A 20597-nucleotide genomic window follows, 5' to 3' on the forward strand; every position below is an offset into this window, starting at 1 on the left:
TGAAAAGGTCTCACACAGAGGGCACAGAGAACACAGAGGAACAGCGGAAGAGATTGAAGTTCTCTCCGTGTCCTCCGTGTCCTCTGTGTGATGCCAATCTGTTTCTCGCGAACCAGAACAATGCTCGGAAACGTGGTATGAGACTTTCCACGATGGAAACGCGGACGGGGCGAGACCATCGCGATCTCGCCCCGTCCTTTTACATGAGGCTCACCCCATCACGGCTTCGTGTACGGCGTGACCACCTGCATCATCGGGAAGTGCTTGCGGTTGAGCGTCGCCAGCGGAATGCCTGCCTCCTGGGCAGTTGCCGCGATCAGTGCATCCGCTAAGCCGAGGTTGTGGCTCCGCAGATACTGGCGCCGAATCAGTCCGGCTCTCCGGGCAATGTCGCTTTCGATGGGAATGATAGAAAAAATCCCGAGGAGATCTCGAACCTGCTCGAGCTCGGGATCACGAATCCCTGTGTACAACTCGGTCACTGTGATTGCCGACAGCCTGAGTTGCGGCTGATTACTCTTGATGAACCCGAGTGCCTGCGGAAAGCCGCGCAGGGCGTCGATCAGGATGTCGGTATCGACCAGAACGTCAGTCTCGACGAGGAGCGGCTCAGTCATCCCCGAACAGGCGCTCCAGCCGCTCGTCTCCCGCCCGACGCAGCGTTGCGAGATCGATGTCCGTCCGGTCTTTCCATAAGCCTGCGGCTGACTGCAGGACTGCCTGCACCTCGTCAGGGTCGGTGATCTCCGCCGGCTCTTCGCCCAAGAGATACTGCCGCAGCGCCAGCTCTACGATAGCACCCTCGGTCGTGCCGCGCCGGCACGCCTCCCTCTTCAGCGCATCGTCCAGCCCGTCATCGATGTCGATCAATCGCTTCGCCACGCGGCACCTTCCAGTCGGGGTCTGTCCTGAATGTACAGTCCTGCCGCTCTTCTTCCAAGCTCGGCCGCCTCCCCGCCTGAACTCCGCCACCCCTGGCACAGATGTGCGACCGGTGTCCCGATCCGACTCTCGTCTGTCCGAAGAGCCTCCTGGCGCGCCGGGTTCCCGAACGTCGCCGAGATCATCGACGTGACGGCAAAACGCCTCCGGGGGGCTGTCCCGGAGGCGTTTCGCGTGTCAGTCCCGGCCGCGGCCGGAGCGATCACCGGCGCAGGCGCACGCCGACCGTCAGCTCGGACGTGACGCCGTCGAAGTCGAAGCCCATGCCGTGGATGCGGCCGTCGACCACGAAGCCGAGCAGCCCGCCGGCGTCGATGCGCAGCCCCGCGCCCACCGAGGGGGCGAGCTCGGTCTCGAAGCCGCCGCGGTCCTCAGGCCCCCAGCCGAGCACCACGCCCATCCCGGCGCCCAGGTACGGCGCCACGGGCCCCAGCGGAAGCTGGAACTGGCCCTGGATCTCGGGGATCAGCATCGTGGCGTCGTCGCCGCCCTGCAGGTGGGGGCGGGAGAGCATCACGCCCGGCTCGAGCAGGAAGTTGCGGGAGAGCGGCGCCTCCACGCGCAGGTTGAACGAGGGCACGTTGCCGGTGCCCGACAGGTCGTAATCCATGATTCCGCCGCCGACCGAGACCGCCGAGATGGACTGCGCCGACACCGGCGCCGCGAACGCGAGCAGCGTGGCGGCGGCTGGAAGGACGAGACGAACAACCGAACGTCGCATGACGAGTAACTCCTTACAGGGTTTTGACTTGGACTTGCGGCCCTGCTACACATGTTTGCAAAAGAGGTTCGCGAGATGGACAAACTGCGCATCCGCGGGCACGAATGGGGACGATTCTCCACCCGGCGGGACTATCCGACCCCGTCCCACCCGCCGCGCTCGACCTCGGCCGTGTGCTCGCCGAGGGAGGGGGCGGGGCGGGCGAGCGTGGGCGGCGTGCGGGTGAAGCGCAGCGGCGACGCGACGGTCTCGACGCTGCCGTAGGTGTCGCCCGCCATCGGCCAGAGGCCGCCGCGCGCGGTGAGGACGGGGTCGCCGAGGGCCTCGCCCACGCTCTGCACGGGGGCGCAGGGGACGCCGGCCGTCTCCAGCAGCGCCAGCCACTCCGCGGCCGGGCGCGTCCCGAGCCGGGCCGCCAGCGCGCCGACCACCTCGGCGCGGTGCTCCACGCGGCCGGGGTTGGTGGCGAAGCGCTCGTCGGCCAGCAGGTCGTCGGCGCCGACGGCCGCGCAGAGCCGCCGCCACTGCGCGTCGTTGCCGACGGCCACGATGAAGGGGCGGTCGGCGGCGTCGAACGCCTGGTAGGGGACGATGGTCACGTGCGCGTTCCCCCAGCGCGCGGGCTCGCGGCCGGTGACCAGCGCGGCCTGCGTGACGTTCACCAGCCCGGCCAGCGCGGAGTCGAAGAGCGACACCTCCACGCGCTGCCCGCGGGCGCCGCGGTCGCGCTCGCGCAGGGCGGCCAGGATGGCGATTGCCGCGTTCTGGCCGGTGAGGACGTCGACCACGGCCACGCCCACCTTGGTCGGCGCGCCCTCGGGGTCGCCGGTGACGGCCATCCACCCGGCGCGCGCCTGCACGGCGAAGTCGTAGCCCGGCCGCCCCGCCTCGGGGCCGTCGCTCCCGTACCCGGTGATGGAGCACCAGACCAGGCCCGGGTTGCCGCGCGAGAGCTCGTCGTAGCCGAGGCCGAAGTTCTCCATGGTCCCCGGCGCGAAGTTCTCCACCAGCACGTCGGCGCCCTGCGCCAGGCGCAGGACCAGGGCGCGGCCCGCGGGCGTCTTGAGGTCGGCGGCGACGGAGCGCTTGTTCCGGTTGACGGACAGGTAGTAGGCGGCCTCGCGCCCCTGGGGCCCCTCGGCCCACGGCGGGCCCCAGGCGCGGGTGTCGTCGCCGGTGCCGGGGCGCTCCACCTTCACCACGTCGGCGCCCAGGTCGCCCAGGATCATGGTGCAGAGCGGGCCGGCCAGCACGCGCGAGAGGTCGAGCACGCGCAGGCCGGAGAGCGGGGGCGGTTCGTGGGATCGGGACGTCGTCATCGGCCGGGTCGAGGAGGACGGGAGATCGGGCGCGCAGCATAGCCCCGCGCGGAAGGGCGGTCAACGGCGGCGGCACGGGTGGGGCGGCTCCGCGGACGATCTCGGTTGCTCCGGAGACTTCGGCGCGGGCCCTCACCCGCCGCCTTAGAGCGGCAACCCTCTCCCAACTTCGGGAGAGGGTGGACTTTACCCCTCGGTGCGACGGTCGGGATTCGGTGCTGGCCGTCCCCTGTAACCTGTCCCCTGTTCCCTGCTTCTGCGTGAGGGATGCGCGCCCGGAGGGCCGGGACGCCGCCGCGACACGGGGTATCGTCGCGGCGGTGGCCCGGCGCGGTTAGGCAGCGTTGTTTGCTGCCTTACCGCGCGCGCAGCCCGGCCCGGAGCGCAGCGGAGGGACACGCCCAGAACTGCAGTGCAGAGACGCGGCGCGCGCTGTGCAGGAGAACGGCGGGCGCCAGATCGGCGGCCCTTCGCGAGACCACATCCAGATCCGGACGGACGGGGAAAGACTCCATGGCTTCGTTCAACGACCTCGGGCTCCGCGAGCCCCTGCGGATGGCGCTGGAGGAGGAGGGGATCGATCACCCCACCGCGCTCCAGCAGGCGGCCATCCCCGTGCTGCGACGCGAGGGGAACCTGGTGGCGCGCGCCGCCAGCGGCTCGGGGAAGACGCTGGCCTGGGCGCTGGGCGTGCTGGACCGCATCGAGGCGCGCGGCGAGCCGGAGGAAGGCGAGGAGGGCGATGAGTCCGCCGGCGGCACGCGCGTGCTGGTGCTGGTGCCCACCGCCGAGGCCGCCGAGCGCGCGGCGCTGGCGCTGGTGCCCTACGCGGCCGCGGTGGAACTGGCGGTCACCGCCTCGGGCCCCGGCTGGGGGACGCCGCCGGGCGGGGCCGACGTGCTGGTGTCCACCCCCACGGAGGTGATGGAGGCGGTGCGCGGCTCGGGGGTGAAGCTCGACGCGCTCGACGCGGTGGTGGTGGACGGGGCCAGCGACGTGGAGGCGCTGGGCGGCTGGGAGGCGCTGGAGACGCTCTTCGACCACGTCCCCCGCACGGCGCAGCGCGTGGTGTTCAGCGCCGAGACGACCTCCGCGGTGCAGGACCTGGTGGACCGCCGGGTGAAGCGGGCCATGCGCTACCCGCCGCAGCCGGCGGTGCCGGACGAGGCCGAGGCGCGGGAGGTGACGGGCGTGGTCGGCTACGTCCCCGTGTCGGAGCGCGAGAAGGTGGACGTGGTGGCGCGGCTGCTGGGCGGCGAGCGCCGGGGCGAGGCGCCGCCGGTGCTGGTGTGCCGCACCGACGAGCGCGCCTCGCAGGTGGCCGAGGCGCTGGCGCTGCGCGGCTTCCTGGTGGGCGAGGCCGACGACCCCGACGCGGCGGTCGCCGTGGTGGGCTCGAACGAGGCGCTGGCGGCGCTGGCGGGCGAGGGCGGGCGCCCGGCGGGCACGGTGATCAGCTTCGACGTGCCGGCCGACGAGGAGGCGATGCGGGCCCGCCACGGGGGCGAGGCGACCGGCTTCGTGCTGGTGCAGCCGCGCGAGCTGCCGCACCTGCGCGTGGTGGCCGAGCGCGCCGGGCTGGACGCGCGCCCCGCCGGGATCACGGGAGAGGCGTCGTCGGCGGCGGACGAGCTGCGCGCCTTCCGCCAGGCGGTGCGCCGGGCGCTCGCCGAGGAGGACGTGGGCGCGGCGATGCTGGTGCTGGAGCCGCTCTTCGACGACTACACGGCGGCCGAGGTGGCGGCCGCGTGCGCCGCGCTCCTGCGCCGCCGCCGCGCCGAGGAGCCCGCCCCGGCCGCGGCTCCGGCCGCCACGGCGCCGGCGGGGCGGGCCCCCGCGCCGGTCTCGCGCCTGTACGTGGGCGTGGGCGAGCGCGACGGGGTGCGTCCGGGCGACCTGGTGGGCGCCATCGCGGGCGAGACCGACATCCCCGGCTCGGCGGTGGGGAAGATCGACATCCGCGACACCTTCTCGATCGTGGAGGTGCCGGCGGACGTGGCCGAGCGGGTGATCCAGGCGGTCAACGGGATCACCATCAAGGGCCGCAGCGTGCGCGTGGACTACGACCGCGGCGCCGACCGCGCCCGCCGCGCCAAGCCCGCCGGCGAGCACCGCGACCGCGGCGACCGGGGCGATCGCGGCGACCGGGACCGCGGCGGCGACCGGGATCGCGGCGACCGGGACCGGGGAGATCGGGGCGACCGGGGAGACCGCGGGCCGCGCGGCGCCGGGGGCGGGAGCCGCGGGCCCGGCGGCGACCGGGGCGGCCCCGCTCGCCCGCGCGGCAAGTTCGGCCCGCGCGAGGGGGGCCGCGAAGGCGGGACGCGCACCATCCGCCGCCCGCCGAGGCCGCGGGAGTAGCGCCTGCGGCTGCGGCTGCGGATCGTGACAGGCAGGAAATAGCGAAACCCCTTCCCGAGCTACGGGAAGGGGTTTCGCTTTCATGTACGCCGCGTCATCGCGCCGGAGACCGGCCTTTGCGCCGAGCCAGCCCGCGCAGGCGGGCTTCTCGCCGTTGTTGCCGCGGGTTCACCCGCCCGGCGCCCTCAGCTCCCGCCGGAGGAGTCGAGCGTGGCCTCCACCTCGATGTTCACGCCGGCGAGCGCCTGGCTCACGGGGCAGCCGGTCTTGGTGGCGTTGGCGACCTCCTGGAACCTGCCCTCGTCGACGCCGGGGACGTTCGCCGTCACCCGCAGCCGCATGGTGGTGATCTTGAAGCCCTCGCCCACCTTCTCGATGGTGCAGGCCGCCTCGGTGCGCACCCGCTGGGGGGTGAAGCCCGCCTTCTCCAGCCCCGCCGAGAGCGCCATGCTGTAGCAGGCAGCCTCGGCCGCCGCCAGCAGTTCCTCGGGGTTGGTGCCGCCCGCCTCGCCGAAGCGCGAGCCCGCCGAGTAGCTCCCCCGGATCGCGCCGCTCTCGCCGTCGAAGCTCCCGCTGCCCCCCTGCAGCCCTCCCTCCCAGACGGCACTCGCTCTGCGTGTCGGCATCCCCGTCCTCCCCTGCAAGTCGTTTCGCGGTTCCGCTGCCCGCCGGCCGGCGGCGCGCCCGGGACATGATACCGGGCGGGCGGGGCGGGGGCCAGTGCGCGGGAGTGCGAAGTGCGAGGTGCGAAGTGCGAAGTGCGGGACCGGCGGCCAGGGGCGTCGTACGTCCGCTGCCGGCTGCCGGAGCCGTCACGGGGGCGGGGCGTCGTCGGCGGGGGCCCAGCGCTCGCACAGCTCCTCCAGCCAGGGGGGGCACAGGCCGCCCTGCAGCTCGTACGAGCCCCGCAGCGAGCGCACCAGCCCCATCATCGCCGGGCCGCGGCGGTCGGGGGGGAGGTCGCGCACCAGGGCGCCGATGGCGATCTCCACCCCCTCGGTGGTCATGTCGGAGCGCGGCCGCTGCCCCTCGCGCGCCCACCAGTCCTGGAGCTTCTGCCGGCTGCGCGAGTACGGGATCCCGCCGGCGATGAACTTCTCCAGCCCCGCCGCGCTCATCCCCACCTGCCGCGCGACCGCGCGCAGCGAGGTGGCCTGCACGCGCAGGGCGACGCTCTCGCGCAGGCGCTCGAGGCTGGTGGACGGCCGCTGCGTCATCGGAGATGAACCTGGACGAACGGTACATAAGTGGACAGAATAGACGAGTGGAGTTTACTTTGTTCACTTTGGCGGCACAAGTGCCCGGCAGCATTGCAGGTGGCGCTTCTGGGGCGGTCGATTCGCGGTGTGGACGTGCTGCCTGGCCGCGCTTAGAATAGGCCGGAACGAATCATGTCGTTTCGACCCCGCCATGGCGATCCTGGAGGAGGATTCATGACCCCGCCGTCTCCCGAGCGTCCCGTCGAGTTCCGCGCGCCCCTCAGCGTTCCCGGCGGGAGCGTGGCGGGGCTGGAGGCCGTCTCCGAGCTTTCCGCCGACGCCTCGGTGCTGGTGTGGCGCGTCCTGCGCAGCGTGCTCCTCTGGGCCGCCGAGGACCCCTACCACCGCGGCGCGCTGCTGGACCCGGAGTCGCTGCGGGAGTGGGAGGGGCGCCTCCTCACCGAGTCGTACGCCGCCGAGCTGCGCATGCCGCTGGCGGTGGTGGTGGGCGAGCTGGCGCGCGGCGACCAGGCGGGCGCCGGGCGAATCTCGTGGGCGTGCCTGTGCGTCACCGACTGGGCGCTGGCGCGGCGGGCCACGCGCACCGCCCTGGCCTTCGCCGAGGCGGCTGCGCTGGTCTCGCCCGAACAGCCGCGCTACGCCTGGGTGGCCGGGCGCATGCTGCGCACCTTCGGCCGCCTCAAGGAGTCCGGCCAGTGGCTGCGCCGCGCCGTCCGCGTCGCCGTCCGCACCGGCGACTGGGAGGCGCACTCCAAGGGCCTCAACAGCTTGGGGAACACCTTCCTCGAGCGAGGCGACTACCGCGACGCCGCGCGCATGCTCCAGGCGGCCCTCCGCACCGCCCGCCGCCGCCGGCTGCGCGTGGCCGAAGGGGAAAACCTCCATGACCTGTTCGTGGTCCACTTCGCCCTGAACGACTGGGCCCAGGCCGAGGACTATGCGCGCAGTGCGTTCGAGGTGTACAGACAGATCCACCACGAACGGCTCCCGATGCTCGCGCACGACGTCGCCTACCTCTGGATCAGCCGTGGCTACTTCGCGCGCGCCCTGGCGGTGTTGCTCGCCCTCGAGCCGCTGATGGTCACCGCGGAGGACCGCCTGCGTGTCCTGACTTCCGCCGGCCGTGCCGCGGGAGCTTCCGGTGAGAGGGAGACGTTCGAGCATCTGTGGTCCGAAGCCTGGCCACTCGCCAACGAGCTCGGTCGACAGAACCGCTACTCGGCGAGCGCCCTGATCGAGCTGGGGCTCGGAGCCTCCAGCCTTGCACAGTGGGACCGTGCGGTGCAGGCGCTCGATCTCGCCCTCGACGTGGCGCGGGAGCGCGGTGAGCCAGACGCGGCCCACCGCGCCGAAGCAGCGCTTGCGGCAGTCCGGTCCGAGCGTGTTGCAGAAACGGTCAGGCGTGCGGCGACGAGGTCGAATTCACCTGGGGATGCGCTTGCTCAGCGGATGATTTCGTCTTTGACCACTGCTTCGTCTGCGGCTGCAGCCTGAGCGTTCGATCGCGAAATGAGGGGCACTCGGCCTCCGGAGCCGCCCATCTGAACGCCGCGACCCGTCACGCTGGTGGAGTCAGTGGTCGTGGTCTCCGTGCCGCTCGTGGTGGATGTGCCGCTCGTGGTGGATGTGCCGCTCGTGGTGGACGTGCCGCTCGTTTCCGTGTAGCCGCCGCTCCCACCCATGTTGACGCCCTCCATCCGTGCGTCGGCGGGGGCGAGGGTGGGGGCGGTCGCGTCGCCCGCCTGGCAGGCAGCGAGCAGGACGGCCGCGGCGAGCGGCAGGGTGCGGTGCAGTCTCATGGGGGTTGCCTCCGGTAGGAAGAGCTGGGCGAGGGCGGGGAGTGCCGAATCGCGCCGCAAAGATCCTCCGGAGAAATGGACGACGCAACGGATAGTATGACGAAAATGACCGCCCCGGAAAAGACAAGCACCCGCGATGAAACGAGCTAACACGCGGCGTGTCATCGTCTTGGAGCCTGCGCCCCTGCGCGGGCTGAACGCGCTGGCGCCGCCGTACGCGGTGGAGGAGCCGGTGCCGTGGGAGGAGCTGGAGAGCGTGGTGCGGGGGGCGCCGCCGTCGGCGGTGGTGCTGGTGGACCCCTACGCGGGCGAGCGGCCGGGCGAGCAGTTCCCGCGGCTGCACGAGCTGCTGCGCCGCTTCCCCTCGCTCACGGTGGTGGCCGCCCTGGAGCTCAGGAGCGAGAGCGTGGGCGACGTGCTCACGCTGCTGGAGTGGGGCGTGGCGGAGGTGATCGACCGGGAGACGGAAGCGTCGCCGCGCGCCGTCCACGCCCGGCTGCGGCAGGCGCACGCCCGCCCGTTCAAGCGGAAGCTCGAGGCCGCGCTCTCGCCGTACGCCTCGAGCGACGCGCGCAACCTGCTGCTGGGGGCGGCCGAGGTGGCCGTGGAGGGAGGGGGGGCGCCGGAGCTGGCGCGGGTGCTCCGCATCGCGCCGCGCACGCTCACCGGGCGGTGCGCGCGCGCCGACCTCCCCGCGCCGCGCCAGGTGCAGGCGTGGATGCGCATCCTGCTGGCGTGCATGCTCCTGGACGACCCCGGGCGCACGGTGTACGCCGCCGCCTACGCGTGCGGCTACTCCACCGACCGCTCGCTGCGCCGGGCCGTGGGCACGCTGCTGGGCACCGACACCACCACGCTCCGCCAGGGGAGCGCCTTCGCCAAGGCGGCCCAGGCCTTCAACGACGTGCTGCGCGAGCTGCGGGAGGCCGGCCGCGAGCGCCGCCGGGCCGAGCGGGCGCTGCGGGAGGCGTGAGCGGGGGGAGGGGTGCGGACCGGGAGCGGCGCCCGTCGCTCATCCGGGGATCGGAAGAGGCGCCGCGGCACCGGAAGTGGACAGGTGGCGCGAGAAGAAAATGGACTGCGAAGGGTAGGGAAATGACCGGCGGAGGCCTGGTTCGAAGATGCTCGAATGGCGGGCAGGCATTTCGCCTGCCCGCCACGGGTGCGCCGGGGCGCACGGGGGGGCCGGGTGGACAGACCGCGGCGCCGGTGCGTGGGAGGCGGAGGGCGTCAGCCCTCCACGCCCTCACGCATGTCGACGAGCCAGGCGGGCCGGGGAGTCTGCGTCTCGCGGCACCTGTTGTCGAGCACTTCCAGCACCTCCTGCGCGACCGAAGCGCGGTGGGCGGGCGGGTAGTGCTTGAGCAGCAGCGAGAGCGCGGCGCCGGCCGACTCGGAGGTCAGCTCGGCGTTCCGGTTCTGGATCTCCCGCACGTACCACTCCGTGAGCTTCCGGGTGGTCTTCACGTACGGGTCCGCGCCGTCGATGAAGCCGCGCAGGCCGGTCGGGCTCATCCCGATCTCGCGCGCGGCGTGCCGGAGCGAGGTGGCGTCCACGTACAGACGGGCCGCCTCGCGGAGCGTCTCTACGGACGCACCGTCTCTAGGCGACGCCATCAGACGCCTCCCCGGTCACCGCACCGTGTGCGGCATGTCCACTTTCAGAATGATTACACTGGATAGCTTATGGCGCGGAATGTCGCCCCGCAAGGGGTGACCACATTCCGCGCCCAAAACGCCGCAACACAGGCCTCTCCGGGCACCCGGCGCCGCCTGCCGCAGCGCCGGGTCTTCGCTGGCGCCAAGTGAGCTAAGTGACGGAACGGACGCGGCTCAGCGTTCCGCGTCCAGCTCGAGCGCCGCCGAGTTGATGCAGTAGCGCAGCCCCGTGGGCGCCGGCCCGTCGTCGAAGACGTGCCCCAGGTGGGCGTCGCAGCGGCTGCACACCACCTCGGTGCGCCGCATGAGCCACGAGTTGTCGGCCTGCTCGCCCACCGCGTCCTCCGCCGCGGGCGCCGTGAAGCTGGGCCAGCCGCACCCCGAGTCGAACTTCTCGTCGGAGCGGAACAGCTCGGCCCCGCAGCAGACGCAGCGGTAGGTGCCGGGCGTCTTCGTGTCCCAGTACTCGCCGGTGAAGGCGCGCTCGGTCCCCTTCTCCCGCGTCACGCGGTACTGCTCGGGCGTGAGCTGGGCCTTCCACTCCTCCTCCGTCTTGCGGACCTTCTCCATCGTCCCGCCTCTCCTCTCCCGTTCGGGTTGCTGGGTTCGATCCATCCACCCTGACAATCCCCCGGCCGTCCTCGCGGTTCCCCAACCCTTGCGCCCACACGCACTTCGCCCCGTGGTCCGGCGTGTCGCGAGTGCCTGGGAACACTCGCCGGAACCACGGAAAAGCCCTGCAAATTACGTAGACCCGCCGTATTCGACCCTTACCGGCGCCGGCCCGCCTGGCGCGGCAGCCAGATCTGCACCGCCCGCACCGTGCCGACCTGGGCGACCTGGCGGCGCTCCGCCCTGGCGAGCTCGGCCAGCACGCGGTCCGCCCACGGGAGCGGCGGAGGGAGCGGTTGCGCCGGCGCTTGTCTGCGCGTCCTCATCTTCACGGCGGCGGTGGCCGTGTCCCCCTGCTGGCGACGGGCGATGATGAGCGACCGCACGGCTTCCGAGAATTCGTCCGCCGTCGCGTTCGGGAGCAGCAGGATCACGTCGCGCGGCTCCTCGCTCACCCGACGCCAGATGATGTAGCGTCCCTGTCCGCGCGGCAGTGAGTCCACGATGGCGACCGTGACCGGAACGCGGGTCGGCCCGGACGGCGTAGCTTGGGCGAAGGAGGCCCCGGCATTCAGGAGCGCAAGCGTGATAGCGGCGAATAGTGCGCGCGCGCGTCGCATCTGTCATTCTCCCTACACTTGGAGGTCAGGTCCGGTCACTTGCAGATCGCTACGACTCCACACCACCATTCGACCCATCCCCTTTGCTCATCCCAAATGTCGATACAGATGTAGTCATATACGATATCGGTCGATCCCGCACACTGCCCCGCCGCTGCTTTGCTCCCCGCTACCCGCTTCGCTGCCGCACTTGTCGAATGGACGTGTGTCGGACGAGGCGAAGGGATCGTACTCGATGGATTCTTGGAACTCCGTCGAGTCGGTGCAGCTTCCTTCCTCATCGGTTTCGTTCGGACCTCTGATAGGCACGATCCTGCCAACCGCATCCACAAAATCATAGTGCCAGCGAGTAAAGTACGGGTTCCGTTCAACCCAACAGTGCACCATGATTTCAGCACCTTGCCACCGCACCGTCCCGTCCTCCGAGATCGGGTCGGGGTCAGGTACCGCACGGTACCAGTTCCACGAGGGCAGCGGGGTAGTCGTTATCTTGCTGTTCCACTGGGTGTAGAAAGCGTGTCCGCCGAAGGGGATCGGCTGGTAGTCATAGACCTTTGTGTTTAGCCCGAGAGGACAAGGAACGTCACTATATTCCACACCATCCGCGGACTCCTGACCCGTCAGTTGCACGGGTGCGAACACGCCGAGTCCCCAAAGGAATGCGAAAGTCAACGGTTTTCGCATGAGTTAATCGCTCGCATCGGAGGGTGGGCGGACGTGCTACTGCTGTTCGCCGCGCAGGCGGCGATCCGCTTCTCGGCGCTGCTTCGCGATCAGACGACCAGGCATCCCATACCAGTCTTTCTCAATCTCCTCATCTGACGCCGTGTCCCAGAATGGCGCCCACACCTCCTCCAGCACCGCTTGAAGCTTCGGATCGTAGAACTGCACTAGATTCCCGAGGCGCTCGCCGGGGGCACGTGGCTGAAAGTGGCGCAGGATTTCTTGCCTCATCTCGGGAATGACCATCGACAGCAGCCGTTCCAGCGCGTCCGCGTCGAAGTCCGGCAGCACCTTGCTGCGTTCGGCGGGCGTCAGGCGGAAGTGCGGATCGGGCGCAGGGCTTCTAAGCTCCACGGGCTTCGGCGTCATAGCGGTCGGGGTCGAGCGGTCGCATCCAGTTACACCAAGAAGGAATGCGAACAATGGAAGGATCAACCAGCGCATAAGTAAATCCCTATGCGTGAGGTGAAATACAAGCGCCAGTGACGCTCGCGGATGAGAGAATAACGCGTCAAAGGAGCGGGTCAAGCCACCCAGAACCCGCCCAGCGCCGGACCTGAGTGGTCTCCCAGCCGAGCCGTAGAGAGCGCGGCCTGAGCGACGGACAGTGACGATCATCAGCCGGCGCGAGGCGGAACCCCGAGTGCTTGCAGGCAGGGTTTGCGGGGACGTTACGGAATCCCCCGCGAACCCCGCGCGGTTTTCATCCGCACCCGGTCCGCGCCCGCGGCTCAGCCCCGCTTCCTCTTGCGCGTGCGCGCGGCGCGGGCCACGTCCACGGCCTTGAGCACCCAGGGGCGCAGCCGGTCGGGGTCTTCCAGCAGGTCGGCGGGAAGCTCGTAGTACTGCATCACGTGCTGCTCGTCGCCGAAGGGCATGAACGGCCCCGCCCCCGCGGCCTCGAAGTCGCCGCGGTTGGAGTCGTCGACCTTCAGGTACAGCGTGTCGTCGTCCATCAGCGCGAAGAACAGCCCGTCGGCGTAGATCCCCACCCCGCCGAACATGCTCCGCGCCGTCACCGGCGTCACGCGCCCGAGCTGCTCCAGCACGAACTCGCGGTACTCGGCGCTCACGGCCATGGAGGTCCTCCCGTGGTCTGGTCCCGATCACGAACGGAAGCGAGCCGGCGGCGGATCATCCGTACCGGGAAACTCAGCGGGTCCAGTAGAAGGCCAGGTCGGTGCGCGGGTCCACCACCAGCCACCCGGCGGCGTCGCCCCCGACCTCGTAGACGCGCAGCCTGGGGCCCTGCGAGCCCAGCAGGGTGCGCGGGTTGATCGTCCACCAGGGGGTGAAGGCGGGGCCCGTGATCTCCAGCGCCCTCGCCTCGTCCAGCGAGAGGCGGCGCAGCCCCGTGGTCATCCGCTCCAGGTCGGCCGGGGCGAACCGGAAGCGCGCCCACACCCGGCCGGTCTCGCGGTCGTGGCGCTCGTAGATCTCGGTGGCCGACGGGGGCAGGAGCGTGGGGAGGTAGCCGTCCGGCCGCACGCGCGCCTCGGCGGCGGTCGGGTAGAAGACCTCGGGCTGGACGGCGCGGGCGCGCACGGTGGTGCACAGCCCCACCCCCAGCACCAGGGCCGCGAGCGCCAGGAAGAGGACCAGGTTGCGACGCCTGCGCAGCGCCTCCGCGGACTGCTCCGCCATGCGGGAAAGGACGGGCTCGGGTGGACGGGCGGGGAGCCCCCGCCCGGGACGCGCAAAATAGAGCGCCCGCCGGCCGGCCGCGAGGCCGCGCCGGCGGGCGCCGGTCGTCTTTCGTCCCGGTCGGGCGGGCTACTCGTCCTGGTCCTGCCGCGTCAGCACCATCGAATCGCTGCCGCCGGCCGGGGCGCGCAGCACCAGCTGGTCGCCGTGCACCTGGTACGGCACGGGGCGGCTCTGCCACGCCTTGGCGTCGAAGAGCGGCAGGTCCACGTGCGCGGCGTGGCGCCGGTCCCACCCCAGCGAGCCGGTGGGGTGGAAGTGCAGGCCGCCGTCCTCCACCGTCACGCTCCCCACCGTCTTCTGGTACGCCATCAGCTCGCCGGCGCCGAAGCCGCCGTAGGTGGCCGTCTCCAGCGTGTACTCGCCCTGGCCGCCGATGTGCACCGTCATCTGCTGCAGCCCGCCGCCGGGGAGGGCGACGGCCGCGGGCTCGATGGTCCACGTGCCCACCAGATCTTCGTCGGTGGGCGCGGTGGTGGAGCCGCAGGCCGAGAGCGCGGCCAGGGCCAGGATCGGGAGGAGGGTGCGCGAGTGTCGCATCGCGGCTGCACCGTGGAGGGTGGGTGAGGGCGGACGGCCAACCGGAAACGCCCGGGAGCGGCGGATCCTGACGGCGGGAGACAAACTGCGGGCCGCGGGTCCGTTCGGGGCGCCGTATTGGATGCTGGAAGACACGCGAAGGTTGGCCCGCGTTGGCCCGCCGGCGGCGCCGGAGGGGCGAGCCTCGTCCGCCCCTTGAACTTAGCCCCGCCTCCCCGGTTCGGCCAAGCCCCTGTCCCGTACTGCGTACTCCGGTGCTTCGTACCCGTACCGGCTCCCGCCCTACTTCCCCTGCTCGATCGCCCTCCGCGCGATGCGGTCCACCAGGCCCGGGGCCACCAGCTTGAGCTTCGCGCCCACCTTGCCGCGCAGCGTCATGATCAGCTCGCGGCGGCGCCGGGCGGCCGCGACGAGCGTCTGTCGCGCGCACTCGGCGGCGTCCATCACCTCGCGCTCGCGCACGGGGCTGTTGCCGGCGCCTAGCGGCCGCCCGTCGGGGCCGAAGGCGCGCTCGCGGATCTCGGTGGCCACGAACCCCGGGTACACCATGGTCACCGTCACCCCGCTGCCCTCCAGCTCGATGCGGATGGAGTCGAAGAAGCCGGCCATGGCGTGCTTGCTGGCCGCGTAGCCGCTGCGCGTGGGCACCCCCGTCCTCCCGGTGAGGCTGTTGACGCCCACGATCCGCCCGCGCGTCCGCTTGAGGTGGGGGAGCGCGTAGAAGGTGCAGTAGACGCTCCCCAGGTAGTTGACGCGCATGATCCGCTCGAACGGCTCCAGGCTCGTCATCTCGTCGAAGCGCGCCCACATCCCGATCCCGGCGTTGTTGACCAGCGTGTCGATCCGCCCGTGCTCGGCCACGGCGCGCTCCACCAGCGCGCGGCACTGCGCCTCGTCGCCCACGTCGGTGGGGACGGCGAGGGCGCGGGCCCCGCGGGCGCGGCACTCCGCGGCCACCTCCTCCAGCTTCGCCGCGTCGCGGGCGGCCAGCGCCAGCAGCGCCCCCTGCGCGGCGAGTTGGAGCGCCATCTCGCGCCCGATCCCGGCCGAGGCGCCGGTCAGGACCACCACGTTGTCACGGAACGGCGCGGCGCTCATAGAAGCCCAGGGTCGAAGGTCTTCACTGGAATTCCCCAACGATGTCACCCTGAGAGACTTTTGAGAAACCGATCCACACAGGCCCCGATGGTGGTTTCTGGTGTCGAATGATGCTGATTTACAGGGCAGATTGCCGTCTAGGAGCCCTGAATCATCGACTTGGAAGGCCGGTCAAGCTGCCAGAGTGACGTTTCTCAAAAGTCTCTGAGGAAGCCGCTGCTGGGCACCCGCCGTCCGCACCGATGCCGGGCGGTGACCGAAGGATCTATGGGTGGGGCCCCGCCGGGATGCCGGCCCCGGTGCAGGGCTGCCCATAGATCCTTCGGGCGCATAAGCTCCAGTGACGAGGCGAGCTCCGAGCACGCGCCCTCAGGATGACACCGTTTTGGAGTCGGCGATGACAGTTCGTCTCGCCGTCAGCGGATGGTGATGTCGATGCGGGCGCGGCCCTCGGACTCGACGACGGCGGCCACGGCCTGCGGCGTCACCACCACGCCCACGGGGTGGATGGTGTCGATCCTCCCGCTCAGGCGCACGGCGCTGCTCAGGTTCCGGTTGATGGCCTCGTTCACGTCCTGCCTGAGCTCGGCGATGCGCTCGCCCACGCCGAAGCGCGCGGCGGCGCGCATCTGCTCGCGCAGGCGCTCGTAGAGGAGCCAGCTGGCGGCGCCGCCCAGCACGTTCTTCGTCTCCACCGAGAAGTCCAGGTCGGGGACCGAGACCACCTGCGCCGCCGCGTCGTAGCGGGGCGTGCCCACGAAGTAGAGGGTGCCGCGGGCGTCGCCGCCCACCCGCACCGCCATCACCACGCGGTCGCCGCCGCCGGCGTAGAGGCGCACGTCCCTCACCCGCACGGTGCGGCCGCGGACCTCGTGGCTCTTCCCCACCAGCGCCTCGCGGAGCAGCTCGCTGGCGTGCACGAAGGTCAGCTCGGCCGTCATGGCGATGCGGAAGCCCCGCCCGGGCGAGTAGGGGCCGTACGCCGGCAGCGGCACCGAGTCGACCGCCGGCCGGTCGCCGATCACCACCTTGGGGCGCACGGTGACGGCCACCTCGGTGCCGATCCGCGTCCCGTCGGCCCGGGGCGGCGCCACCGCCACCGACTCGGGGCGCAGCAGCAGGTAGACGCCGTCGGCGGCCTTGATCGGCTTCTGGATCTCGCCCCACACGTCCTCCACCCGCCGCCGGAGGTCGACTTCCTCGCGCAGCTCGGCGTCGACCTGCGGGGCCACCTTGCCGAGCTCCTTCTGCACCAGCTCCGCCACGCGCTCGGTGACGTCCACGTTGGCCCGGGTGAGGCGGCAGCGGACCCCGGCGCGCACCGGGCGGGCGCGCGTCTGGGGGACCACCGTCCAGTCGGGCTTCCAGGCGACGTCGGTCCGGAGCCCCACGTCGAGCGTGGGCATCGGCCCGTCGTGCCCGCACGAGGCCAGCGTCACCCAGCGGCACCCCGCCACCGGCACGCACGCGCGCTCGGCGATGCGGGCGCGATAGCGCACGTGCGCGCCCACCTCCAGGCGCTCGCCGCCCAGGGTGAGTTGCAGCGGGTCGCGCTCCCACATCTGCTTCACGTACAGCGTGCCCACCACGGGGAACTCGCCCAGCGGCTTCCACTCGTCCTCGTCGTTGTCGCCGCGCGGCACGGCCCGCTCCACCTTCCCGATCAGCGAGTCGAGCGCCAGGGTCACGGGGAGGTGCACCACCGAGCGCTCCGGCTCGGGGAGCGCCCGGTACGCCCCGGCCGGGGCCGGCTCGGGGACGTCGACCGGGGTGCCGCGCGAGGCGATCCACAGCACGGCCCCGCCCGCGGCGGCGAGGACCAGGAGGACGAGGGCGGCGGCGACGAGGAGCTTCCTGCGCACGGGCGGGCGGGGTGGGAGGGTGGGGGCGAGGGAGGATCACTCCTCGCGCTCGGGCGGGCGCGGGCTCACGATGTCGAGCGCCAGGCGCCAGGGCGCGCCCGCCCGGCGCACCCAGATGCGCTCGTACCAGCCGCTCTCGGCGCGCCCGTTGCCGCTGGCGTCGGCCAGCCGGTACTCGCCGATCACGTAGCCGAAGTCGCCCGCGCGCGACACGTGCGCCTGCCCCGGCACAGCCGAGTAGCGGCGCGCGTCGAGCGCGGCCAGCGCGGGAGCCGCCTCGCGCCCGATCGCCGGGAAGGCGCCGGGGCGGTGCAGCCGCACCTGGTCGTCGCCGTGCTCCAGTATCGCGGCCGCCAGCCCCCGCTCCCGCGCGACACCCGCGAAGGCGCGGTCCGCCGCCAGCAGCGACTCGCGCGCCTCCGCCTCGCCCGCGGCGGGAGCCGCGCGCGGGGTCCCGGCCGCGGCCGGCCGCTCCCACGGAGGCAGCTGCGCGCCCGGCGCCGGGTGCGGCGTGCCGAGGTCGGACACGAACCGCCACCCCTCGGGCCCGCGCCGCCAGACGGTGACGAAGTGCCCCTGCCCCGTGGGCGCGGCGGACGGGTTGGGGCGCACCTGGTACGGCCCCGTGGTGAAGCCCAGGTCGCCCGAGGCGGAGATGCGCGCGTAGACCGGGTACCAGGAGAGGGCGATGGGCGGCGACGGGCCGCTCTCCAGCGCCTGCCGGCCGTTCACCGGCCCGGGGCGGAAGAGCACCCCGTCGTCGGCGATGGAGCGCAGGAACGCGTCGCGTACCCCCAGCGGCCCCGCCGACGCCGCGAACGCCCGCTCCGCCTCGACCATCGAAGTCAGCTGATCTTCCGTCCCGGCGGCGGGCGCGTGCGCGCAGGCGGTTACGAGAACGAGGGCTGCGAGGGACAGGCGTCTGAACATCTCTCGACTGTCATTCCGAGTCTGAGGGGAGCGCGGAGATGGCCGGGGCGCGTATGAAGAATCTACCATGCTTCGCGACATATACCAATCGAGAGAATCCGTGTGGCAGCCGGTTTCGAAACGGCCCTGTCATCTCACCGCCGCGCCTCCCAGCGCTCGCGCGGCAGCTCGAAGCGGATCACCCGCTCCTCCGAGCCGTCGCCGGCGAAGGCGAAGCCGTGCTTCTCCAGCACGCCGATGGAGGGCACCAGCTCGGGATAGGTCTCCGCGATCGCGCGGGTGACCCGCGGGAAGCCGAACGCGCGCTCCAGCAGCGCGCCCACCGCCTCGCTGGCGTAGCCGCGGCGCCGGTGCTCGGGGACGACGCCGTAGCCCACCTCCACCGTCCCGTCGTCCGCCGGCGGGCCCTTGTATCCCACCAGGCCGATCAGCTCGCGGCCTCCGCCCCCGTCGTCCGGGAGGAGGATGTAGTAGAACCACCACCCTTCGTCCTGCGGCGCGGCCTCCGCCATCCGCAGCGTGTACAGCCGCGCGTCGTCGTCGTACAGCTCCGGCGGCCACGCCTCGGGGACGCGCGCCTGCAGCAGCGCGCCGAAGCGCGCGCGGTCCTCACCCTCCGCGCGGAGCAGCTCCGGCGTGCAGCCGATCAGCTCCAGGCGGTCCGTCTTCAGGATCGTGCTGTTCATGTTGGGCCCGTGTTGGGGTCATCGTCGGTCTTCGTCGGCGGACGTTCGTCCGCGCGCGGTTCGGGTCGATGGCGATGACAGGCATAGGCCCTTCAACGGTGGGATGTGTTTCTCGGAGCCTCGCGGGGTTGCGAGGCTTCCTGCCGTCGTTGCCGCGGCTCGTCGCTGCGCTCCCGCGGGCCGACGACCCCTGCTCAATTCTCTTGCAGCAGGATCGTGATGTCCCGGGCGTACCCCGTACCGGTCAAGTGCAGCGGTCCGGAGATCCCCCCGACGGTGGTATAGCTTCCCTGGATCGTTCCCTGCACCGACCGTCCTTCGAACACCATCCCGCTGATGGTGAGCGATAGCACCGGGCGCTGAAAGGTACCGGCGACGGTGATGGGCACGCTGCCCGGCGCGGCGGTTTCCTTCATCGTGCCGCTGCCGGATACGGCGGTGCCGGGGCCTTCGGAAAGCTGGAATGCCAGCGTGAGCGGGGCGGATGTTCCCGTCCACGGCCCGGCCACCGACCGAAGCTGAGCTTCGAGGCTGTCAACGATCTCCTGCTCGGTCGGGCCGCCGGAGACGCAGGCCGACGCGACCACGACGAGGGCGAGTAGCGAGAGTGAACTTCGGCGCATGAAACACCCTCCTCAATGAGAATGACGACGGCCGGGCGGCGGTCGCAGGAGGACCGGGTAAAACGGTCCGGCGAATCGGACGTGGTGACGAATGGTGCATCATGACCACATCGGACGAACACAGCCAGCAAGCGTCCTGCCATGCCACGTTCGTACCGGCATCGCAACGGGCGAGGGTGGATCACCGGGCGAAAGTTGCCCGCGGACGGGCGGGGCGGCAAGAGAAAAGCGGGGGACCGGAGCGCGTCCCGGTCCCCCGCCCGAACGATCGGAGACGCGCTCAGCCGCGCAGGCGCTCCAGCAGCAGCATCATGAAGAGGCTGAGGATCACCCGCACCTCGTCTTCCTCGGGGACGTTGACCTTCTCCTCGATGCGGAACTTCCCCTGGAGGAACGCCGGCTCCTTCACGGCGCGCATGATCACCGTGTTGTCGCCGGTGCGCTGCACCGAGTAGGCGGGGTGGAACATGTAGCCGGTGAGCATGCCGATGATCGGGATCTCGCCCACCAGGCGGTCGATCACCTTCACCCAGGGGTTCTCCTCCTGGATGGTGGCCACCACCTCTTCGCCGCGCATGATGTCGTAGCGCGAGCGCCACAGCGACTTCATCCCCTGGCGCTTCACCGAGCCGATCTCGTTGCCCGTCGCGTCGCGGAAGCGGTAGCGCGCCGACCAGTCGATCACCCGGTCCGCCTGCATGGTGTAGAGGAGCCGCGTCTGCGCCTCGTCGGCGAACACGCTGACGGCCTCCTTCAGCTTGAACGCCTTCTGCTTCACGTAGAAGCGGATCTGTCCGTCGGCGTCGAAGACGGAGATCTGCGGCGCGAGCGCCAGGATCTTGAACTGGAGGCTGAGGGGGTACTTCATCCGGCGTTCTCCGTGTGAGGCGGGTGACGGGTGGGACCGCGGCGAGCGCGCTGGTGCGGATGCGCCGGACGGGAGGGACGCCCGTCCGGACGGCTCGACAACATACGCCGCGATCCACCGGCCGGACAGGGGACGCGACTCGGACGGCGTTTACAGGTCGACCCCACTGCTGTCATCCTGAGTCTACCACCGCGCTGCGCGCGACCACGGAGGATGAAACGGGTGTGGGAGCATAAATTGGGCGGGTGGCGTCGGCAAAGAGGTCGGTAAGCTCATTGGTGCGAGAGAGCCCGTTCCTGAGTCAGACCCG

The 20597-nt window shown here is 71.4% G+C and carries 24 protein-coding genes; 3 read left to right on the forward strand and 21 right to left on the reverse strand.

Going from position 1 to position 20597, the window contains the following annotated elements; genetic code table 11:
• Nucleotides 1-218 precede the first annotated feature (218 nt).
• The 4 genes from VF746_04660 to VF746_04675 form a co-directional block, all read right to left on the reverse strand.
• Complete coding sequence (locus VF746_04660) at nt 219-617, reverse strand: type II toxin-antitoxin system VapC family toxin (protein ID HEX8691688.1); 399 nt, start codon at nt 615-617, stop codon at nt 219-221.
• On the reverse strand, nt 610-882 hold the full coding sequence (locus VF746_04665; protein ID HEX8691689.1) for a hypothetical protein: 273 nt from the start codon (nt 880-882) through the stop codon (nt 610-612). Before VF746_04665 ends, VF746_04660 begins: the two co-directional genes overlap by 8 nt.
• Nucleotides 883-1144: 262 nt before the next feature.
• The gene (locus VF746_04670) at nt 1145-1663 is read right to left on the reverse strand and encodes a hypothetical protein (GenBank protein ID HEX8691690.1); all 519 of its coding nucleotides are present in this window, start codon (nt 1661-1663) and stop codon (nt 1145-1147) included.
• Between the two features lie 131 nt (nt 1664-1794).
• On the reverse strand, nt 1795-2982 hold the full coding sequence (locus VF746_04675) for a CoA transferase (GenBank protein ID HEX8691691.1): 1188 nt from the start codon (nt 2980-2982) through the stop codon (nt 1795-1797).
• A gap of 513 nt (nt 2983-3495) precedes the next feature.
• Between VF746_04675 and VF746_04680 the strand changes: the two genes are divergently transcribed.
• Nucleotides 3496-5343: a DEAD/DEAH box helicase gene (locus tag VF746_04680; GenBank protein HEX8691692.1), complete on the forward strand. Its 1848-nt coding sequence runs from the start codon at nt 3496-3498 to the stop codon at nt 5341-5343.
• A gap of 185 nt (nt 5344-5528) precedes the next feature.
• Here VF746_04680 and VF746_04685 read toward each other — a convergent pair whose 3' ends face one another.
• A complete protein-coding gene (locus VF746_04685) occupies nt 5529-5969 on the reverse strand; it encodes an OsmC family peroxiredoxin (protein ID HEX8691693.1) in 441 nt (146 codons plus the stop codon).
• Nucleotides 5970-6155: 186 nt separating this feature from the next.
• On the reverse strand, nt 6156-6560 hold the full coding sequence (locus VF746_04690) for a hypothetical protein (GenBank protein ID HEX8691694.1): 405 nt from the start codon (nt 6558-6560) through the stop codon (nt 6156-6158).
• A 216-nt stretch (nt 6561-6776) separates the two neighbouring features.
• On the opposite strand from VF746_04690, the gene VF746_04695 reads away from it, so the two are divergent.
• Entirely contained in the window at nt 6777-8057 is a 1281-nt protein-coding gene (locus VF746_04695) for a tetratricopeptide repeat protein (protein ID HEX8691695.1), read from the forward strand.
• Here VF746_04695 and VF746_04700 read toward each other — a convergent pair.
• Entirely contained in the window at nt 8006-8362 is a 357-nt protein-coding gene (locus VF746_04700) for a hypothetical protein (GenBank protein HEX8691696.1), read from the reverse strand. The genes VF746_04695 and VF746_04700 overlap by 52 nt on opposite strands.
• Nucleotides 8363-8531: 169 nt before the next feature.
• Between VF746_04700 and VF746_04705 the strand changes: the two genes are divergently transcribed.
• Complete coding sequence (locus VF746_04705; GenBank protein ID HEX8691697.1) at nt 8532-9335, forward strand: helix-turn-helix domain-containing protein; 804 nt, start codon at nt 8532-8534, stop codon at nt 9333-9335.
• Nucleotides 9336-9592: 257 nt separating this feature from the next.
• Here the strand turns inward: VF746_04705 and VF746_04710 are convergent, their stop codons facing one another.
• The 14 genes from VF746_04710 to VF746_04775 all read right to left on the reverse strand — a co-directional run bounded on the left by VF746_04710 (nt 9593) and on the right by VF746_04775 (nt 20287).
• A complete protein-coding gene (locus tag VF746_04710; GenBank protein HEX8691698.1) occupies nt 9593-9979 on the reverse strand; it encodes a hypothetical protein in 387 nt (128 codons plus the stop codon).
• A gap of 216 nt (nt 9980-10195) precedes the next feature.
• A complete protein-coding gene (msrB, locus tag VF746_04715; protein HEX8691699.1) occupies nt 10196-10591 on the reverse strand; it encodes a peptide-methionine (R)-S-oxide reductase MsrB in 396 nt (131 codons plus the stop codon).
• Nucleotides 10592-10791: 200 nt separating this feature from the next.
• The gene (locus tag VF746_04720) at nt 10792-11253 is read right to left on the reverse strand and encodes a hypothetical protein (protein HEX8691700.1); all 462 of its coding nucleotides are present in this window, start codon (nt 11251-11253) and stop codon (nt 10792-10794) included.
• Between the two features lie 114 nt (nt 11254-11367).
• Nucleotides 11368-11925, reverse strand: a complete 558-nt coding sequence (locus VF746_04725; GenBank protein HEX8691701.1) for a hypothetical protein — start codon at nt 11923-11925, stop codon at nt 11368-11370.
• Between the two features lie 48 nt (nt 11926-11973).
• A complete protein-coding gene (locus VF746_04730) occupies nt 11974-12345 on the reverse strand; it encodes a hypothetical protein (protein ID HEX8691702.1) in 372 nt (123 codons plus the stop codon).
• Between the two features lie 362 nt (nt 12346-12707).
• On the reverse strand, nt 12708-13055 hold the full coding sequence (locus tag VF746_04735) for a TfoX/Sxy family protein (protein ID HEX8691703.1): 348 nt from the start codon (nt 13053-13055) through the stop codon (nt 12708-12710).
• Nucleotides 13056-13128: 73 nt separating this feature from the next.
• Nucleotides 13129-13620: a hypothetical protein gene (locus VF746_04740; GenBank protein HEX8691704.1), complete on the reverse strand. Its 492-nt coding sequence runs from the start codon at nt 13618-13620 to the stop codon at nt 13129-13131.
• Between the two features lie 129 nt (nt 13621-13749).
• On the reverse strand, nt 13750-14220 hold the full coding sequence (locus VF746_04745) for a hypothetical protein (GenBank protein HEX8691705.1): 471 nt from the start codon (nt 14218-14220) through the stop codon (nt 13750-13752).
• Between the two features lie 282 nt (nt 14221-14502).
• On the reverse strand, nt 14503-15318 hold the full coding sequence (locus VF746_04750; protein HEX8691706.1) for an SDR family oxidoreductase: 816 nt from the start codon (nt 15316-15318) through the stop codon (nt 14503-14505).
• A 416-nt stretch (nt 15319-15734) separates the two neighbouring features.
• Nucleotides 15735-17180 (reverse strand): DUF4403 family protein, encoded by a 1446-nt coding sequence (locus VF746_04755; GenBank protein ID HEX8691707.1) that lies wholly within the window; start codon nt 17178-17180, stop codon nt 15735-15737.
• A 36-nt stretch (nt 17181-17216) separates the two neighbouring features.
• Nucleotides 17217-18020 carry a nuclear transport factor 2 family protein gene (locus VF746_04760; GenBank protein ID HEX8691708.1) on the reverse strand — a complete coding sequence of 268 codons (804 nt, stop codon included), beginning with the start codon at nt 18018-18020 and terminating at the stop codon, nt 17217-17219.
• A gap of 224 nt (nt 18021-18244) precedes the next feature.
• Nucleotides 18245-18796, reverse strand: a complete 552-nt coding sequence (locus VF746_04765) for a GNAT family N-acetyltransferase (protein ID HEX8691709.1) — start codon at nt 18794-18796, stop codon at nt 18245-18247.
• Nucleotides 18797-18990: 194 nt separating this feature from the next.
• On the reverse strand, nt 18991-19419 hold the full coding sequence (locus VF746_04770) for a hypothetical protein (protein ID HEX8691710.1): 429 nt from the start codon (nt 19417-19419) through the stop codon (nt 18991-18993).
• A gap of 280 nt (nt 19420-19699) precedes the next feature.
• Complete coding sequence (locus tag VF746_04775) at nt 19700-20287, reverse strand: hypothetical protein (protein ID HEX8691711.1); 588 nt, start codon at nt 20285-20287, stop codon at nt 19700-19702.
• Between the last annotated feature and the right edge of the window lie 310 nt (nt 20288-20597).

The organism is Longimicrobium sp. (assembly GCA_036389795.1).
Lineage (GTDB): Bacteria > Gemmatimonadota > Gemmatimonadetes > Longimicrobiales > Longimicrobiaceae > Longimicrobium.